The organism is Actinomadura sp. 9N407, from assembly GCF_044326315.1.
Classification (GTDB): domain Bacteria; phylum Actinomycetota; class Actinomycetes; order Streptosporangiales; family Streptosporangiaceae; genus Spirillospora.
The window spans coordinates 1-15,545 of record NZ_JBIRAW010000012.1; the positions used below are offsets into that span (position 1 = coordinate 1).

The following is a 15,545-nucleotide window of genomic DNA, read 5'->3' on the forward strand; positions in this document are numbered from 1 at the left end:
GGCGTGTTCGCCCTTGGCGCCGCCCGTGGAGGCCAACACGCCACGAGTCAACGGAATGCGAGGTCCGGGCGTCCTGGCGTGGCTTGGTCGTGCCTGGTCCGGTGTGCTCTCCGGTCGGAGCCGCGCCAGTCCGCGTTCAAGCCTCCGACGGGTCCCTGCTCGCCACGCGTTCTCTGGAGGCCCGCAGCCGTTGGGCGTGGTCTCGATGAGGTTTCAGCCGCCGGCCTTCTTGTGGTCGGCGGCGGAGCCGTCGCCGGGTTTCGGGTCGTGGGGACGGAGGGTGCCGTCCCAGCGCGCAGAAGCATGCCCTGTTCATCGGCGGGCTTCCCGTGGTGGTTGGGCCGCGGGGTTCGGGAAGCGGGATTTTCTTCTGAACATGCTGTAGTCGGGTTTGGCTACAATCCTTCGGTTAGGTGGGGTTTCTCTCGCCTGTGGTGGGCACGCAGTCGCGCTCTGTTTCGCCTGAGTGACAACGCCGCCTCTTCACCAGCCCTCCGTAAGGAGCCTGTCCATGCCGGTGGAACCGGAGCAGCACATCGCCGCGGCGAGGCCTGTGATCGGTGACGCGGAGATCGAGGCCGCGGTGCGCGTGCTGCGCAGCGGCCGGGTCGTCCAGGGTCCTGAGGTCGCGGCGTTCGAGGAGGAGTTCTCCGAGGTCGTGGCCGGACGGCACTGCGTCGCGGTCAACTCGGGGACCTCGGCCCTCCAGTTGAGCCTGCTGGCGCTGGGGATCGGGCCCGCCGACGAGGTGGTCGTCCCCTCGTTCACGTTCGCGGCCTCGGCCAACGCCGTACGGCTGGTGGGCGCCGAGCCGGTCTTCGTCGACATCGAGCCCGGCTCGTTCTGCCTCGATCCGGACGCCGTCGCGGCGGCGATCGGCCCGCGCACGGCGGCGATCATGCCGGTGCACCTGTACGGGCATCCGGCGGCGATGGACCGGATCGGGCCGCTCGCGGAACGGCACGGGCTGGCCGTCGTGGAGGACGCCGCCCAGGCGCACGCGGCTGCTTTGAACGGGATTCCGGCCGGGGCCATGGGGACGGTGGGCTGCTTCAGCTTCTACCCGACCAAGAACATGCACGCCCTCGAAGGCGGCATGGTCACCACGGCGGACGCGGAGACGGCGCGGACGCTGCGGTTGCTGCGCAACCAGGGCATGGAGCAGCGGTACGCCAACGAGATCGTCGGGGCGAACATGCGGCTCACCGATGTTGCGGCGGCCATCGGGCGCGTGCAGCTGGAGAAGCTGGCCGGGTGGACCGACCGGCGCCGGGCCAACGCGGAGTTCCTGGACGCGAAGATCACTGGGGCCGTCACGCCGCCGGTGGCGGCCGGCGCGCGGCACGTCTACCACCAGTACACCGTCCGGATCCGCGGCGACCGCGACGCCGTTCAGAAGCACCTGGACGAGCGGCAGGTCGGCAACGCCGTCTACTACCCGACTCCGGTTCACCGGCTCAAGCCGTACCTGAAGGACGGGCTGCCGGATCCGCGGTGGGACCTGCCCGAGACCGAACGGGCCGCCGCCGAGGTCCTGTCGCTGCCGGTGCACCCGGCGGTCACCGAAGAGGAGCTGGTCCGCGTGGCCGACGCAGTGAACGAGACCGGAGCCGCTTCGTGAGCGTCCGGTTGCGCGCGGGCCTGATCGGGCTCGGCGTGATGGGCCGCAATCACGCCCGGGTCCTGAACGGGCTGGACGGCGTCGACCTCGTCGGGGTCGTGGACCCGGCCGGACGTCCTGACTCCGCGCCGCACGGCGTACCGCTGCTGGCGACGGTGCCGGATCTGCTGGCGCTGGGCATCGACTACGCGGTGGTGGCCTGCCCGACGGCGCTGCACGAGGAGATCGGCCTCCAGCTGGCCGAGGCCGGTGTGGGCGCGCTGATCGAGAAGCCGCTGGCGGAGTCGGTGGAGGCCGCCGAACGGCTCGTGGCGGCGTTCGAGTCGCGGGGTCTGGTCGCGGGCGTCGGCCACATCGAGCGCTACAACCCGGCGCTGCAGAGCATGCGGACCCGGCTGGAGGCGGGCGAGCTGGGCGAGGTGTTCCAGGTGGTCACGCGCCGCCAGGGACCGTTCCCGCACCGGATCGCCGACGTCGGGGTGGTCAAGGACCTCGCCACGCACGACATCGACCTGACGGCGTGGGTGACCGGCGAGGCGTACGTGTCGGTCTGCGCGCACACGGTCGCGCGCAGCGGCCGTCCGCACGAGGACATGGTGGCGGCCGTCGGGCGGCTCACCGACGGTTCCATGGTCAACCACCTGGTGAACTGGCTGAGCCCGCTCAAGGAGCGCACCACCGTCGTGACCGGTGAACGCGGCTGCTTCGTCGCCGACACGCTCACGGCGGACCTGACGTTCTACGCCAACGGCGAGGTGAGCACCGAATGGGAGGCGCTGCGGGCGTTCCGAGGTGTCTCCGAGGGGGACATGATCCGGTACGCGATCCCCAAGCGGGAGCCGCTGCAGGTCGAGCACGAACGATTCCGCGATGCCATGGTGGAGGGGACGGGTGACATCGTGACGCTGCGCCAGGGACTCCGTACGGTCGAGGTCTCGGCCGCTGTGCTGGAGTCGGCCCGACTCGGAGAGACCGTCACGCTGAAGGCGCCGGAGGTGCTCGATGCCGTCTGACCGAGGTCCGGAGCGGAGCGCCAGCGGAGCGGGCGTCGTTGACGTCACTGTGGTCGTGGCCGTTTACAACACGATGCCCTACCTGACCGCCTGCCTGGACTCGCTGGTGGGGCAGAGCATCGGCGCGGACCGCATGGAGGTCATCGCGGTCGACGACGGTTCCACCGACGGCAGTGAGGCCGAGCTCGACCGGTACGCCGAGGCGTACCCGGATGTGGTGACGGTGCTGCGCCAGCCCAACTCGGGCGGTCCCGCCGGTCCCAGCAACCGGGCTCTCGACGTGGCCACCGGCCGCTACGTGTACTTCGTCGGTGCCGATGACTATCTGGGCCTAGAAGCGTTGGAACGGATGGTCGCGGCCGCCGACGAGTACGGCTCGGACGTGCTCATCGGCAAGATGGAGGGCGTCAACGGGCGGATCGTGCAGCCACAAATGTTCGTCGCCAACGAACCCGACATCGACCTGCACGACTCTCATCTGCCGTGGGTGCTGTCCAACTGCAAGCTCTTCCGCCGCGACCTGGTGGAACGGCACAAGCTGCGGTTCCCTGAGGACATGCGGATCGGCAGCGACCAGCCGTTCACCATCGAGGCGTGTGTACGGGCCGAGCGGATCTCGGTGCTGGGCGACTACACCTGTTACTACGCGGTGCTCCGCGAAGACGGCGGCAACATCACCCAGGGTTCCGTGGAGATCTACACCCGGCTGGAGTGCGCCGAGCATCTCTTCGCGTTCGTCGCGCAGCTGCTGGAGCCGGGACCGCGCCGGGACGCGATCGTGCACCGGCATGCCAAGTGGGAGCTGACCAAGCCGGTCCGCGAGAGCCTTCTCGAACTCGACCCTGCCGCGCAGCGGGACGTGTGCGCCCGTGTCGGCGCGCTCGTCGACCGGCACGTGACCGACGAGGTGCTCGGCCTGCTGCCCATCAAGCGGCGGGTCAGGCTGCGGCTGGCGCAGCACGGCCAGGTCGACCGGCTGTGCGCCGCGATCCGGGACGACGCGGCGGAACGGGCCTACCCGATCATGCTCAAGGAGGGCCGGGCCTACTTCGCCTACCACGGTTTCGAGGATCCCGAACTCGCCCTTCCCGACGGCCTGTACGAGATCACCAAGGGCATGCGCCGGCGGCTCACGGAGGAGGCGCGGACGGTCGAGGCGCGGCGGAACGGCGACACCCTGCAGATCACGGTCCGGACGCCGTTCGTGGGCCCCGACCGCGAGGATCCCGCCGTCGCCCGCCTCACGGCCACCCCTCACGGCGGCACGGAGGCCGCGCTCGAGCCCGCCCAGCACCGGCTTCCCGGCGAGCAGGGCATGGAGCTGATCGCCGAGGTCTCCCTGGAACGGCTCGCGGCCGCCTGCCGGAACGGCAGGAGCCGGTACGGGCTGAAGCTGGCACTGAGCGCGGGCGATGAGACCTACGAGGTCGCCGTGCCCACGTCGGTGCCCCCGCTGAGAGAACTCGTCTGGTACCGGAACCGGCCTTACCGGCTGACGGTGAGCGGCGACAAACGGCGGCGAACGGTGATCGACTTTGCCGCGGTCCGCCCGACCCGGGCCGTCGCCCGGCGGATCCGGCGCGTGACATCCCAGCTCGGAGGTAAGTAGCACATGCGGATCTGCGTGGTCGCGCTCGGCAAGATCGGCCTCCCGCTGGCGGTGCAGTTCGCCCGCAAGGGGCACCAGGTGATCGGCGCCGATGTGGACGAACGCGTCGTCGCCGACGTGAACGCCGGGCGCGAGCCCTTCCCCGGCGAGGCGGATCTGGGCCTGTACCTCGGGGAGACCGTCGGAGCCGGGCTGCTGTCGGCGACCACCGACACGACGGCGGCCGTCGCCGAGTCCGACGCGGTCGTCGTGGTCGTCCCGCTGTTCGTGGACGAGACGGGAACGCCCGACTTCGGGTGGATGGACGCCGCGACCCGTTCGATCGCGGCGGGGCTCCGGCGCGGAACGCTCGTCAGCTACGAGACGACGCTGCCGGTCGGTACCACCCGTGATCGCTGGGCCCCGATGCTCGAAGAGGGATCGGGCCTGACCGCGGGCGGCGACTTCCACGTGGTGTTCAGCCCGGAACGCGTGCTGACCGGGCGGGTGTTCGCCGACCTGCGGCGCTACCCGAAGCTCGTCGGCGGCATCGACGGCGACTCCGCCCTGCACGGCGTGGACTTCTACGAGCAGGTCCTCGACTTCGACGAGCGTCCGGACATGACGCGTCCCAACGGGGTGTGGGACCTGGGTTCCGCCGAGGCAGCGGAGCTGGCCAAGCTCGCCGAGACCACCTACCGCGACGTCAACATCGGCCTCGCCAACCAGTTCGCGCGCTACGCCGACAAGGTAGGGGTGGACGTCAACGAGGTCATCGAGGCCTGCAACACCCAGCCGTACAGCCACATCCACAAGCCCGGCATCGCCGTCGGGGGCCACTGCATCCCGGTGTATCCGCGGATGTACCTGTGGAACGACCCGGACGCGACCGTGGTGCGGTCCGCCCGGGACGCCAACACCGCGATGCCGGAGTACGCCGTCGGTCTCCTCGCGGACGCCTACGGGGATCTGACCGGTGCCGGCGTCCTGGTGCTCGGCGCGGCGTACCGTGGCGGCGTCAAGGAGACGGCGTTCTCCGGCGTCTTCCCGGCCGTCGAGGCGCTGCGGGAACGCGGCGCCGTCCCGTACGTGTCCGACCCGATGTACACGGTGGCGGAGCTCCAGGCCCTGGGCCTCCCCCCGCACCGGGACGAGCCGGTGACCGCCGCGATCGTGCAGGCCGACCACGCCGCGTACCGCGCGCTGGGTCCGGCCGACCTGCCGGGCGTCAAGGTCCTGGTCGACGGGCGCCGGATCACCGAGCCCGACCGCTGGGCCGGTGTGGAACGGATCGTCATCGGAGGCCCCACGCGACCGCCCGCCGAAGGGTCGCCGGCCCGGTGAGCGAGGTTCCCGACCGGAGCGTCGCGATCGTGACCCCGTGCTACCCGGTCCCTGAGCGGGTCTTCGCGAGCAGCTTCGTCCAGGCGATGGTCGAGGCGCCGGGGCCGCTCCGGCCGGCCTTCTACTCCGTCACACAGAGCGGAGCCGGCTAGGACCTGGCGGCCCGCATGCCGGCCCCCGCCACAGAACTTTCGCGAACCGAGACCGGACCGTCCGCAGGGCGGTGGAGGAGAACCGAATGCAGGTCGAAGACGGCACCAGCACCGCGTCGCCGCGGGGCCGTATCGTCATGATCGTCGATAACGGGGTCACGGCGGACTCCCGGGTGCAGAAGGCGGCGCAGTCGGCCGCCGAGGCCGGCTGGGAGGTCCACCTCATCGGTCGCGCGCCCGGCAAGAAGCCGAGTTCATGGATGCTGGGCGGTGCCCACGTGAGCCTCGTACCGGTGCCGATGATCCTCTCCAAGCCATGGCACGTGCTCCCGCGCACCCTGTTCCGCCGCCCCTTCGCGTACTCGCACACGGAGATCGCCGAGTACCGCCGGCGGCTGGTCCAGTCCAGGAGGGCCGACCTGGCCGCGCGCCGCGCCGCGTTCACGCTGGAGCCGTCCCGGCGCCCGCTGGGCACCGCCTGGCTGGCGGCGCGGCGGATCGTGGTGAAGGTCCAGGACAAGTGGGTCTCCTTCCGGGAGGGCCGGACCGCCGCCCTGACCAAGGCGAAAACGAATCCGAACTCGCCGATCGAACGGCTCGCCGTGAAGTTCTGGAAGGCGCTGCTGGGTGACCGCTCCTGGCGGGTCCTGGACCGTGGCCTGTGGGACTGGGAGATCCCGTACGGGCGGGCCATCGACAAGCTGCAGCCCGACATCATCCACGCCAACGACTTCCGGATGATCGGCGTCGGCGCCCGCGCGGCGCAGCGCAGGCGCGCCAAGGGCGGGACCGTCAAGCTGGTCTGGGACGCGCACGAGTTCCTGCCGGGCATCAGCCCGTGGCGTGCCGGCCCGCGGTGGCATCCGGCGATGTGCGCGCACGAGGCCGAGTACGCCGGGCACGCCGACGCGGTGATGACGGTGTCGGAGGAGCTCGCCGAGATGCTGGTCGAACGGCACCACCTGCGGGACAAGCCCACCGTCGTCCTCAACGCCCCGATCGCCGTGTCCGAGGAGCAGGCCGCCGAGCCCGTACCGGACCTGCGGGAGCTGTGCGGGATCGGCCCGGACACGCCGCTGGCGGTCTACAGCGGCGCCGCCGCCGCGCAGCGCGGGCTGGACATCATGATCGAGACCCTGCCGCGGACGCCCGGCCTGCACGTCGCGCTCGTGGTGTCCAAGCCGAAGTCGGACTACGTCAGGAGCGTCATCGACCGTGCGGCCGAGCTCGGCGTGGCCGGCCGCGTGTCGGTGCTGCCGTACGTGCCGTTCTACCAGATCGTGCCGTTCCTGTCGGCGGCCGATTTCGGGGTCATCCCGATCCACCACTGGCCCAACCACGAGATCGCGCTGATCACGAAGTTCTTCGAGTACTCGCACGCGCGGTTGCCGATCATCGTCAGCGATGTGAGGGCGATGGGCGACATGGTGCGCGGAACCGGGCAGGGCGAGGTGTTCCGCGCCAAGGACGGCGACGACTACGTCCGGGCCGTGCAGGCCGTGCTCGCCGACCCGAAACGGTACCGCGAGGTGTACGAGAACCGCTCCGACCTGCTCCACGAATGGACCTGGGAGGCGCAGGCCGAGGTCATGGACGACGTCTACGCCGGGCTGCTGCCCGCGGGCTCGGGCTCGCCGGAGCCCGCCAGGGCGACCGTCTGAACCGGATGCCGTGCGGCGCCGTCGCGCGCCCGGTCCTGGCGGATCGGGCGTGCGACGGCTGCGCTAGCGGCTCATCCTGACTTCTCGGTGAGGACGGGCTCGTCCGTTCCGTCTCCGGCGGCGGTCTCGACGTAGACCGCGCCGGTCCGCGGGCACTCCCAGGCGCCCGGCTCGTCCGGCCGCGCCGCCAGCCGGACCCCGGCCCTGCCGACCCAGCCGATCCGGCGGGCGGGGACGCCCACCACGAGGGCGAAGTCGGGGACGTCACGGGTCACGACGGCCCCGGCGGCGACCATGGCCCAGCGGCCGATCCGTACCGGCGCGACGCAGACGCTGCGGGCACCGAGCGAGGCGCCCTCGGCGACGTGCACACCGACGGCCTCCCAGTCACCGCCGCGCTTCAGCTTCCCGTCGGGATCCACCGAACGGGGCGCGCGGTCGTTGGTGAGGACGACGGCCGGGCCGACGAACACGCCGTCCTCCAGCACCGCGGGCTCGTAGACGAGCGCGTGGTTCTGCAGCTTGACGTTGTCGCCTATCCGCACGCCCGCTCCGACGTACGCGCCGCGTCCCACGATGCAGCCCGCTCCCAGCCGGGCGTCCTCGCGGATCTGGGCGAGGTCCCACACCGTGGTCCCCTCGCCGAGTTCCGCGGTCGGGTCGACCTGGGCGCTCGGCGTGATCCGGTGATTCATTCGCCGCCTTCCTTCGCGGGGTGGCCGGCCTCGGTCCGAGGCCGGGGTTCTGGTCCGGTGCCGGGTCCAGCCAGGGGTTCGGTCAGGGGTCCAGCCAGGATAGGCCGTTGCCGCTTCAGAGCAGTTCCTGCAGCGGCGCGGCCGGCGAAAGGACAGCGGCGTGCATGGTCGACCGGGGTCCGGCCGCGGCGAGCGCGTCGACGGCCGTGGCGAACCGCGTCATCGCGTCCGGGTGCTCGGGGCCCAGCAGGTAGTCCCTGAGCTTGCGCCGCTCCTCGGCCAGCGGGTCGGAGCCGCGCGCCTCCGCGACGGGAATGATGCCGGCCAGCTCGGCGCAGTCCGGGCCCAGGAGGTACGCGGCGGACGCGGACGGGAACTCGGCCTTGAAGGCGCTCTCGTCACTCCCGCCGGGGTTGGCGACCACGTAGGGCTTCAGGCTCGGCATGTAGTCGGAGATCACGCTCGAGATGTCGGTGATGAGCATGTCCGACTGGTTGAAGCAGTCGTGCAGCGAGGCTTCCGCCCCGGTGACCACGCGGTGATCGACGCCGCCGCTCCGGTTCGCCTGCTCGATCAGCTTGATGACGCGATGGTGCGCGGCGAGAGCGGCGGCCGTCCGCGTTCCCGTGTACGGGTGCGGCCGGTAGATGACGCGGAACCGGTCGCCCTGCTCCAGCAGCGTGCGAATGATCTTCTCGCCCATCGGGAGCAGGGAGCTGTAGCTGTGGTCGCTGTCCCAGCCCTCCCACGTGGGGGCGTACAGCACGGTCGGCACCGGGTTCCCGGACGGCTCCGCGGTGATGCCGGAGAGCTGGGGGCGTCCCACCTCGACGATGGCCTCGTCGCGTACCCCGGCATCGGAGTTCAGGTAGCGGTCGCGGCCGGCCGGTCCGGCCACCCAGACCTCGTCGAAGACCTTGCTCACCGGGTTGGAACTGGAGTCCTTGTCGCTGTCGCCGTGGCCGATGAAGACATGCTTGATGTCGGGTTCCCGGAGGAGGTGGAGGTTCTTGCCGGTGTTGCCGGTGTAGAGCGCCACCCGCACGGTCGACCAGTCGAAGTTCATGATGTCCTCGCCGCTGGTCACGCAGACGACCGGCAGCGACGTGGGAGCCAGTGCCCCGACGACCTCCGGCGCGCGGACGAGGACCATCGCCTTGCGCTCCAGCCGTTCCATGGTGTTCAGCCACATGTTGGCCTGGTAGGCGTTCACCGCCGTACCGGTGAAGTACAGCAGGACCTCGGGCTTGTAGGCGGTCACCCGGCGCTGCACGTCGCGCGCGACGCGCGCGGAGTCGAGCAGGGGACGCATCCGCCGCAGCCGTCCGGCCTGCCCGGCGAAGATGATCGATGTCCCGACCGCGGTGATCAGCAGTCCGCCGGGCACCAGCGCGGGCACTCCGACGATCACCCCGGCGGCGCCGAGAAGGAGGGGGGCCGCGTCGGCGTGTCCTTCGACCATGCGGAACAGCCACGCCTGCCAGGCGGACTCGGCCGACGGGGTCGCCCACTCGCTCGGGCCCAGGTCACGTGTGGCGAAGGGAAGCCGATTGGTGTTGCGGAGTCCGGCCCCGCTCGCCAGTACCAGGGTACGGAACCAGTCGAGGAGGAAAAAGCCGGTGGCAGCCGCCGCCACCGTCCAGTCGGCGACGTCACCGGCCTGGACGAGCAGCACGACGAACGCGGCCTGCCGCGTCAGCACCCGCATGCCCGGCCCCATCTGCCCGCGGCGCAGCGCCTTGCCGGCGTCGGGCATCCGCTGTTCTACAGCCAGTTCGACCAAGTGGCACAGGATCGCGGCGCCGAGGAACCAGCCGGGGCCACCCGCCAGGGCCGCCGCGAGCAGCAGTCCCAGAGTGACGGGCAGGAACAGGGCCGGGGAATTCTCTAGGAGCGTCGGATAACCGGGGAAGGAGCGCCGCACGGCCGCCTCCGTCTGATCAGCGCGGCTCTGGAGGGAGCGGCGGATACGAAGGGTAACGGACATCTGCCGCCTCCGATGGCGGCAGATGTTCTGCAAGGCGATGGGGGTCAGCCGGAGCGGCCGCCGAAGCCGGCGAGCGGGTCCTCGCGGCGCACGTCGATGACCTGCCCGGTGAAGTCCGAGAGCAGCACGTTCAACGAGGTCCTGGCGACCTGGTCGGCGCTGAGCAGGCTGTTCGGCGGCTCCTGGCCGAACGCCACGGTCCGCATCGGGGTGCTGGTCCGCTCGGGGTTGATGCAGTTGATCCGCACGCCGTCGGCGGACCACTCGTCGGCCAGCGCCTGGGTCAGGTTGACCGTGGCGGCCTTCGCCGAGGAGTACAGGCTGTACTCGGCACGCCCGCGCGTGTAGGAGCTGGAGGTGTAGAGCAGCAGCTGGCCGCCGGTCTTGGCGAGGTACGGGTACGCCGCGCGGGCGATGTGGATCGGCGCGAGGTAGTTGACGCGCAGCGTCTCCTCGATGGCCTCGACGTCGATCGTGTCGAGCCGGCCGATCTTCAGCACGCCCACGGTGTTGACGACGAAGTCGACGCGTCCGGTCGCCGAGTACGCCTGCGCCAGCGCGGCGGCGACGTCGGCGGGCCGCTCGGCGTAGGTACGGGTCGCGCCCCGGCTGTAGCCGAAGACGCGCGCGCCGAACCGCCGGCCGAGCTCGGCGACGGCCTCGCCGATGCCCTGGCTGGCCCCGAACACGACCACGGTCTTTCCGGTGAGCGCCTCGGTGTACTCCTCATCGGCCAGGTCAGGAGCGTTCCACGAGGCCAGCTGGAACAGCTTGTCCGCGACGAACATGTCGACGGGCGCGGTGACCTTCATGTTGTGCTCGTCGCCGGGGACGACGTAGATCGGCGTACCGGGCAGGTACTTCAGCACGACCGAGCAGTCATCGGTCGCCTCGAAGTCCTCGTCCTGCCACGCCTTCTCGTACGCGGCGCGGATGGTGGCGAGCCGGAAGCCCTGCGGGGTCTGGCCGCGGCGCAGGTTCGCCCGGCGCGGTACGTCGACGATCACGTCGCCGTCGACCTGGATGATCGTGTCCGCCGACGGGATGGCCACGTCCACGGCCAGGTGCTCGCCCAAAGCGGCCACGCAGTCGCTGATGATGCGCGGCGACAGAAGGGGGCGCACCGCGTCGTGGAAGAGCACGTTGGTGGTCTCGGCCGGGTGGTCGGCGAGGGCGTCCAGCGCGAGCTGGGTCGTCGCGTTCCGCGAGGTCCCGCCGGTGAGCACGCGGCTGACCTTCCGGCAGCCGGCCTTCTTCACGCACGCGTTCGCATCGTCGAGGAAACCGGGGATCATCAGCAGGACGATCTCGTCGACCTCTGGTGCCCCTTCGAAGACGGCGAGCGTGTGCTCCAGCATCGTCTTACCGCTGATCTTGAGCAGCTGCTTGGGAGTGCTCAGGCCCATCCGCTGCCCGCTGCCACCCGCCAGGATGACGGCAACGGTGCGATGCTCGGCCCGCGGTGCCATGACCACGCATTTGTCCTTTACCTGTGCGGCGGCCGTCCGGCCACCGGGGTTGACCCTGCGATCACCAGTGGGATCGGTGCGGCGCGACTGCGTCGCAGCGTGGAGGGGTGCTCGTGTTGAGCAATGACACGTGCGGGGGCACTGGCGAGGGTTATGGTACCCGTTCTGGGGGTATATGAGGGCTTTTCTTGTTTCCAGCGGCCGGGCCGTGACGGAATGGCCGACCGCCGCCGCGGACAATGCGCCTGGTCAACGGGTAATCACCACAGGCGGCCGGTCAGATGCCGCGGACGCACCGGTGGCGGCGCGTCGCGACCCTCTTGTCACCGCTTGGTGAACAGCGGCCGGATATTGGGCTCGACGGCCCAGCGGGTCACGCGGCAGACCGGGCGAGTGCTCAGCAGTATGCCGATCCCGAAGAACGCGACCACCGTCACCAGCACGCCTGGAACGCTCTGGAGAACGTCGAGCCCGTCCCAGCCCATGTACGTGAACAGCCGGGCGGGGAAGCCGTGCAAGAGGTAGGCGTACAGCGTCGCGGCACCAAGGGCGGTGTACCAGGTGCGGCGGGACGGGACGACGGCGAGAAAGGCGGCGCTGAGCACGAGGGCCAGGACGAGCAGTGCCATCCGCATCAGCGTGCCGGTCAGCTCGTCGACGCCCAGCTCGCCGTTGGCGGTGTCCCAACGGAGCCAGGCCACGTTCATGTGGTCGTAGGTGAAGTAGGCGAGGACGAATCCGCCCAGCAGGATCACGGCGCCCAGGATCCGCGCGGCGGGACGACGGACGATCTCCAGCATCTCGGGCCGGAGCGTGAGCCCGAGGACGTAGAACGGCAGCAGCCCGATGATCCGGTGCAGATCCAGTGTGTTGCCGATATCGCTCATGAACACCAGAAGGGACACGAGCACGGCCGCCGCCACCGGATACCGCAGCCGTCGCCAGATCGGGGTGAGCAGCCGCCACACGAACAGTGCCACCAGGAACCAGCACAGGAAGAACGGGTCCAGCAGGTCGATCTGGAAGGACCGCCCGCCGAGTTGCCAGGCGAAAAGGGCATAGGCGGTCTGGAAAAGCGCGTAGGGGGCGAGGGTCGAGCCGACGAGCCCCACGACCTTGTCGTCGGTGAAGGTGAACCTCTTGGAGAGGTAGCCGCTGACCACCACGAACACCGGCATGTGGAACATGTAGAAGTAGTTGTAGATCGCGGCGCCCAGCGGGACTTCCCGCAGGCCCGCGACACCGTGCCCGGCCACCACGAGCATGAGCGCCAGGAACTTGGCGTTGTCGAGGTGCGGATCGCGCCGGCGCGGAACCGCGCCCTTCGGCTGCTCCGGCGAGCGCTGGGGGGAACGCTCCTCGACGATCTCGCTCGCGACGGGCGGCTCGGAAGTCTGGGTCATAGAAGAATCTGCTTCTTTGGAAGGATTCGGGAGCATACCGGAATGGCCGATCAGTCGTTCGGCGAGCCGGGCAGGCCGGTCGGATCGTCCCGAGAGGTTCACCCGCTCCCTTGAGCACCGCCACCGCGGGCGGTCAGGACCAGCGGCCCAGCAGCACGCTGTTCACCTCGCGCCGATCGTGCAGCTCCGAAGTCGGGCGCCCGCCGGATACCGCGAGAAGGCCCTGCAGCGCGTCGGGTGACTTCCAGTGGCGGGTGAACCGCTCAGGGCTCTGACAAGTCGCGCGCCGAACACGCTCCAGGAACGGCGATGAAAACGCCTCGGCGGCCCTTCAAAATCTTCGCACCGGCCAGGGGATCGACAAAGGAGAACGCGCGAGACCGCACTCCTCTCCGTGGGGCCGGACGCAAAATTCCGCTTCCTCGAAGGGACACTCCAGCCGATGCGAAGACCGTTCCAGCTGATTCTGGCGATGGGCGCGCTCATCGCCGGATTCATGACCATCCCTGCGGTTCAGGCCGCGGCCAATCCGTACGAACGGGGTCCGGATCCGACCGAATCCAGCGTCACGGCCAAGCTGGGCCCGTTCGCGATCGATTCCAAGAAGGTCACCGCGTTCAGCCACCCGGGCATCCGGGAGGGCACGCTGTACTACCCGAGGGACACCAGTCAGGGGACGTTCGGTGCGGTCGCGGTGTCGCCCGGCTTCATCTCGCCCGAGGCACTGGTGTCCTGGTACGGCCCGCGCCTGGCCTCGCAGGGCTTCGTGGTCATGACGATCGAGACCACGACCGGGTTCGACCTGCCCGAGGCACGGGCCGCGCAGCTGCTGTCGGCGCTGGACTACATCAAGAAGGACGCCACCGTCAGGAACCGCGTCGACCCCGCGCGGCTGGCCGTCATGGGCTGGTCCATGGGTGGCGGCGGTACGCTCCGCGCCGCGCAGCAGACGCCCAGCCTCAAGGCCGCCATCCCGCTGGCGCCCTGGGACCTCGGCGTCAACTTCGGTTCGATCACCGTGCCCACCTTCGTGATGGGCGCCGACAACGACATCATCGCCGGGACCGGCGCGCACTCCGAGCCCTTCTACGAGCAGCTCCGCATCGAAAAGGCCTACATGGAGCTGGAGAACGCCGGCCACTTCACCTTCACCAGCGACAACAACACCATCGCCAAATACGCGATCTCGTGGCTGAAGCGCTGGGTCGACGAAGACACCCGCTACAACCAGTTCCTCTGCCCGCCACCCGCCGGTAATAGCTCGACGATTCAGGAGTACCGCGCGACCTGCCCGTACTGACCCATCGACCGAGCGCGGCCGTCCAGTGGACGGCCGCGCTGCGTTCCGGGTCCGTAGTCTCGGCGCATGGATCTTCGCCGGTTGCGCTACTTCCAGGCCGTCGCCGAGGAGCGGCATCTGACCCGGGCTGCCGAGCGGCTCGGGATGCGCGGGACCTCGCTCAGCCAGCAGATCCTCGCTCTGGAGCGCGACCTGGGCGTCGACCTGTTCCGGCGTACGCCCGGCGGGATGGTCCCGACCGCGGCGGCGCTGGCGCTGCTGCCCCGGGCCACCGTGCTGCTGGAGGCGGCCGACCAGGCGGCGCAAGCGGCGCGGGATGCCGCAACGGGACAGCGGGTGCTCCGGATCGGTGTGACGCCTGGGTCACCGCCGCAGATCGTTCCGGCCCTGTGGAAAGCCGCGAAACAGCTGGACGTGGAGCCGCATTTCCTCGATCTGCCCACGTCGCGGCAGCCGGATCTCATCCGCGCGTGCGGCCTGGATCTGGGGATCGTGGTCCTCCCTGCGGACGCGGCGGGCCTGGAGACGGCACCCGTCGGGGACGCGCCGCTCGGAGTTCTGGTCGCCGATTCCCATCCGTACGCGCGTCGCCGGACCCTTGGCCTGACCGACCTGGAGGGTCAGGAACTGCTGTGGTTCGCACGGGAACTCGCGCCCGGCTACCACGACGAGGTGCTCGCCGCGTGCCGGGCAGCGGGATGGACGCCGAGCCGCGTCCGGGAACGCGACGCTAGGGAAGGGCTGTTCGCGGCCGAGCTGCGCTACGAGCGTGACCTCGTCGCTCTGCGCCCCGCCTGGTCGGCGCTCGATGGCACGGTGTGGATTCCGCTCACCGGCAAGCCACTGCGTGTACGCCACGTTCTGGCCCACCGCGACTCCGACCTCGTACGTGACCTGCTGCAGGAGGCGTTCCCTCTCGGGCCGTAGGCGGCACCTCGTGGACAGGACTCCGGCTGATCACCTTGGCTGGGCCCGTACACGAGCACGGGAGGATGGTCCACATGGCCCTCACGCACTGGGGTTTCATCTACACGGCGCCGGGAGTCGATCCGGAGGGCCGGTGGTCGACGGCCGACACCGATGGATGCCGTACGGAGCTGGTCGCGCTCCGGTCCGTCGAGCAGGCACCGGACGCCGCGCGGCGGCTGGCCGACCAGGGCGCGCAGCTGATCGAGCTGTGCGGGGCGTTCGGTCCGGTGTGGACGGCCCGGGTCATCGAGGCGGTCGGCGGCCGTGTCCCGGTGGGTGCCGTCGGGTACGGGCCCGAGGCCGTCGACCAGGTCCACGCGATCTTCTCCTGAACGGACCCGCC

13 protein-coding genes are annotated in these 15,545 nt (G+C 70.3%); 9 read left to right on the top strand and 4 right to left on the bottom strand.

Translation table 11 applies throughout. From position 1 onward, the window contains the following. Positions 1–511: 511 nt before the first annotated feature. The 6 genes from ACH34Q_RS20210 (at position 512) to ACH34Q_RS20235 (ending at position 7,379) form a co-directional block, all read left to right on the top strand. Positions 512–1,621 carry a DegT/DnrJ/EryC1/StrS family aminotransferase gene (locus ACH34Q_RS20210; RefSeq protein WP_395984534.1) on the top strand — a complete coding sequence of 370 codons (1,110 nt, stop codon included), beginning with the start codon at positions 512–514 and terminating at the stop codon, positions 1,619–1,621. Next, positions 1,618–2,634, top strand: coding sequence for a Gfo/Idh/MocA family protein (locus ACH34Q_RS20215; protein WP_395984535.1), 1,017 nt, complete (start codon positions 1,618–1,620; stop codon positions 2,632–2,634). Before ACH34Q_RS20210 ends, ACH34Q_RS20215 begins: the two co-directional genes overlap by 4 nt. Before the next feature lie 55 nt (positions 2,635–2,689). Next, positions 2,690–4,243 carry a glycosyltransferase family 2 protein gene (locus ACH34Q_RS20220; protein ID WP_395984536.1) on the top strand — a complete coding sequence of 518 codons (1,554 nt, stop codon included), beginning with the start codon at positions 2,690–2,692 and terminating at the stop codon, positions 4,241–4,243. Between the two features lie 3 nt (positions 4,244–4,246). Beyond that, the gene (locus ACH34Q_RS20225; RefSeq protein WP_395984537.1) at positions 4,247–5,566 is read left to right on the top strand and encodes a nucleotide sugar dehydrogenase; all 1,320 of its coding nucleotides are present in this window, start codon (positions 4,247–4,249) and stop codon (positions 5,564–5,566) included. Beyond that, positions 5,563–5,718 (top strand): hypothetical protein, encoded by a 156-nt coding sequence (locus tag ACH34Q_RS20230; RefSeq protein ID WP_395984538.1) that lies wholly within the window; start codon positions 5,563–5,565, stop codon positions 5,716–5,718. Before ACH34Q_RS20225 ends, ACH34Q_RS20230 begins: the two co-directional genes overlap by 4 nt. Positions 5,719–5,804: 86 nt before the next feature. Beyond that, positions 5,805–7,379: a glycosyltransferase family 4 protein gene (locus tag ACH34Q_RS20235; protein WP_395984539.1), complete on the top strand. Its 1,575-nt coding sequence runs from the start codon at positions 5,805–5,807 to the stop codon at positions 7,377–7,379. Positions 7,380–7,450: 71 nt separating this feature from the next. Here the strand turns inward: ACH34Q_RS20235 and ACH34Q_RS20240 are convergent, their stop codons facing one another. From ACH34Q_RS20240 to ACH34Q_RS20255, 4 genes are all read right to left on the bottom strand, one after another. Beyond that, a complete protein-coding gene (locus tag ACH34Q_RS20240) occupies positions 7,451–8,074 on the bottom strand; it encodes an acyltransferase (RefSeq protein WP_395984540.1) in 624 nt (207 codons plus the stop codon). Between the two features lie 115 nt (positions 8,075–8,189). Further along, entirely contained in the window at positions 8,190–9,998 is a 1,809-nt protein-coding gene (locus ACH34Q_RS20245; protein ID WP_395984541.1) for a CDP-glycerol glycerophosphotransferase family protein, read from the bottom strand. 107 nt (positions 9,999–10,105) lie between these two features. Then, the gene (locus ACH34Q_RS20250; protein WP_395984779.1) at positions 10,106–11,530 is read right to left on the bottom strand and encodes an SDR family NAD(P)-dependent oxidoreductase; all 1,425 of its coding nucleotides are present in this window, start codon (positions 11,528–11,530) and stop codon (positions 10,106–10,108) included. Between the two features lie 323 nt (positions 11,531–11,853). Then, entirely contained in the window at positions 11,854–12,933 is a 1,080-nt protein-coding gene (locus ACH34Q_RS20255) for an acyltransferase family protein (RefSeq protein ID WP_395984542.1), read from the bottom strand. 442 nt (positions 12,934–13,375) lie between these two features. Between ACH34Q_RS20255 and ACH34Q_RS20260 the strand changes: the two genes are divergently transcribed. From ACH34Q_RS20260 to ACH34Q_RS20270, 3 genes are all read left to right on the top strand, one after another. Further along, entirely contained in the window at positions 13,376–14,233 is an 858-nt protein-coding gene (locus ACH34Q_RS20260; protein ID WP_395984543.1) for an alpha/beta hydrolase, read from the top strand. Positions 14,234–14,299: 66 nt separating this feature from the next. Next, positions 14,300–15,160 (top strand): LysR family transcriptional regulator, encoded by an 861-nt coding sequence (locus ACH34Q_RS20265; RefSeq protein ID WP_395984544.1) that lies wholly within the window; start codon positions 14,300–14,302, stop codon positions 15,158–15,160. Positions 15,161–15,234: 74 nt separating this feature from the next. Further along, the gene (locus tag ACH34Q_RS20270) at positions 15,235–15,534 is read left to right on the top strand and encodes a DUF6506 family protein (protein WP_395984545.1); all 300 of its coding nucleotides are present in this window, start codon (positions 15,235–15,237) and stop codon (positions 15,532–15,534) included. Positions 15,535–15,545: the final 11 nt, after the last annotated feature.

Bases quoted from the DNA above. Each gene is read 5' to 3' on its own strand.
- ACH34Q_RS20210 (WP_395984534.1), top strand. From the start codon at position 512: ATGCCGGTGGAACCGGAGCAGCACATCGCCGCGGCGAGGCCTGTGATC.
- ACH34Q_RS20255 (WP_395984542.1), bottom strand. From the start codon at position 12,933: ATGACCCAGACTTCCGAGCCGCCCGTCGCGAGCGAGATCGTCGAGGAG.
- ACH34Q_RS20265 (WP_395984544.1), top strand. From the start codon at position 14,300: ATGGATCTTCGCCGGTTGCGCTACTTCCAGGCCGTCGCCGAGGAGCGG.
- ACH34Q_RS20235 (WP_395984539.1), top strand. From the start codon at position 5,805: ATGCAGGTCGAAGACGGCACCAGCACCGCGTCGCCGCGGGGCCGTATC.
- ACH34Q_RS20260 (WP_395984543.1), top strand. From the start codon at position 13,376: ATGCGAAGACCGTTCCAGCTGATTCTGGCGATGGGCGCGCTCATCGCC.
- ACH34Q_RS20270 (WP_395984545.1), top strand. From the start codon at position 15,235: ATGGCCCTCACGCACTGGGGTTTCATCTACACGGCGCCGGGAGTCGAT.
- ACH34Q_RS20225 (WP_395984537.1), top strand. From the start codon at position 4,247: ATGCGGATCTGCGTGGTCGCGCTCGGCAAGATCGGCCTCCCGCTGGCG.
- ACH34Q_RS20240 (WP_395984540.1), bottom strand. From the start codon at position 8,074: ATGAATCACCGGATCACGCCGAGCGCCCAGGTCGACCCGACCGCGGAA.
- ACH34Q_RS20250 (WP_395984779.1), bottom strand. From the start codon at position 11,530: ATGGCACCGCGGGCCGAGCATCGCACCGTTGCCGTCATCCTGGCGGGT.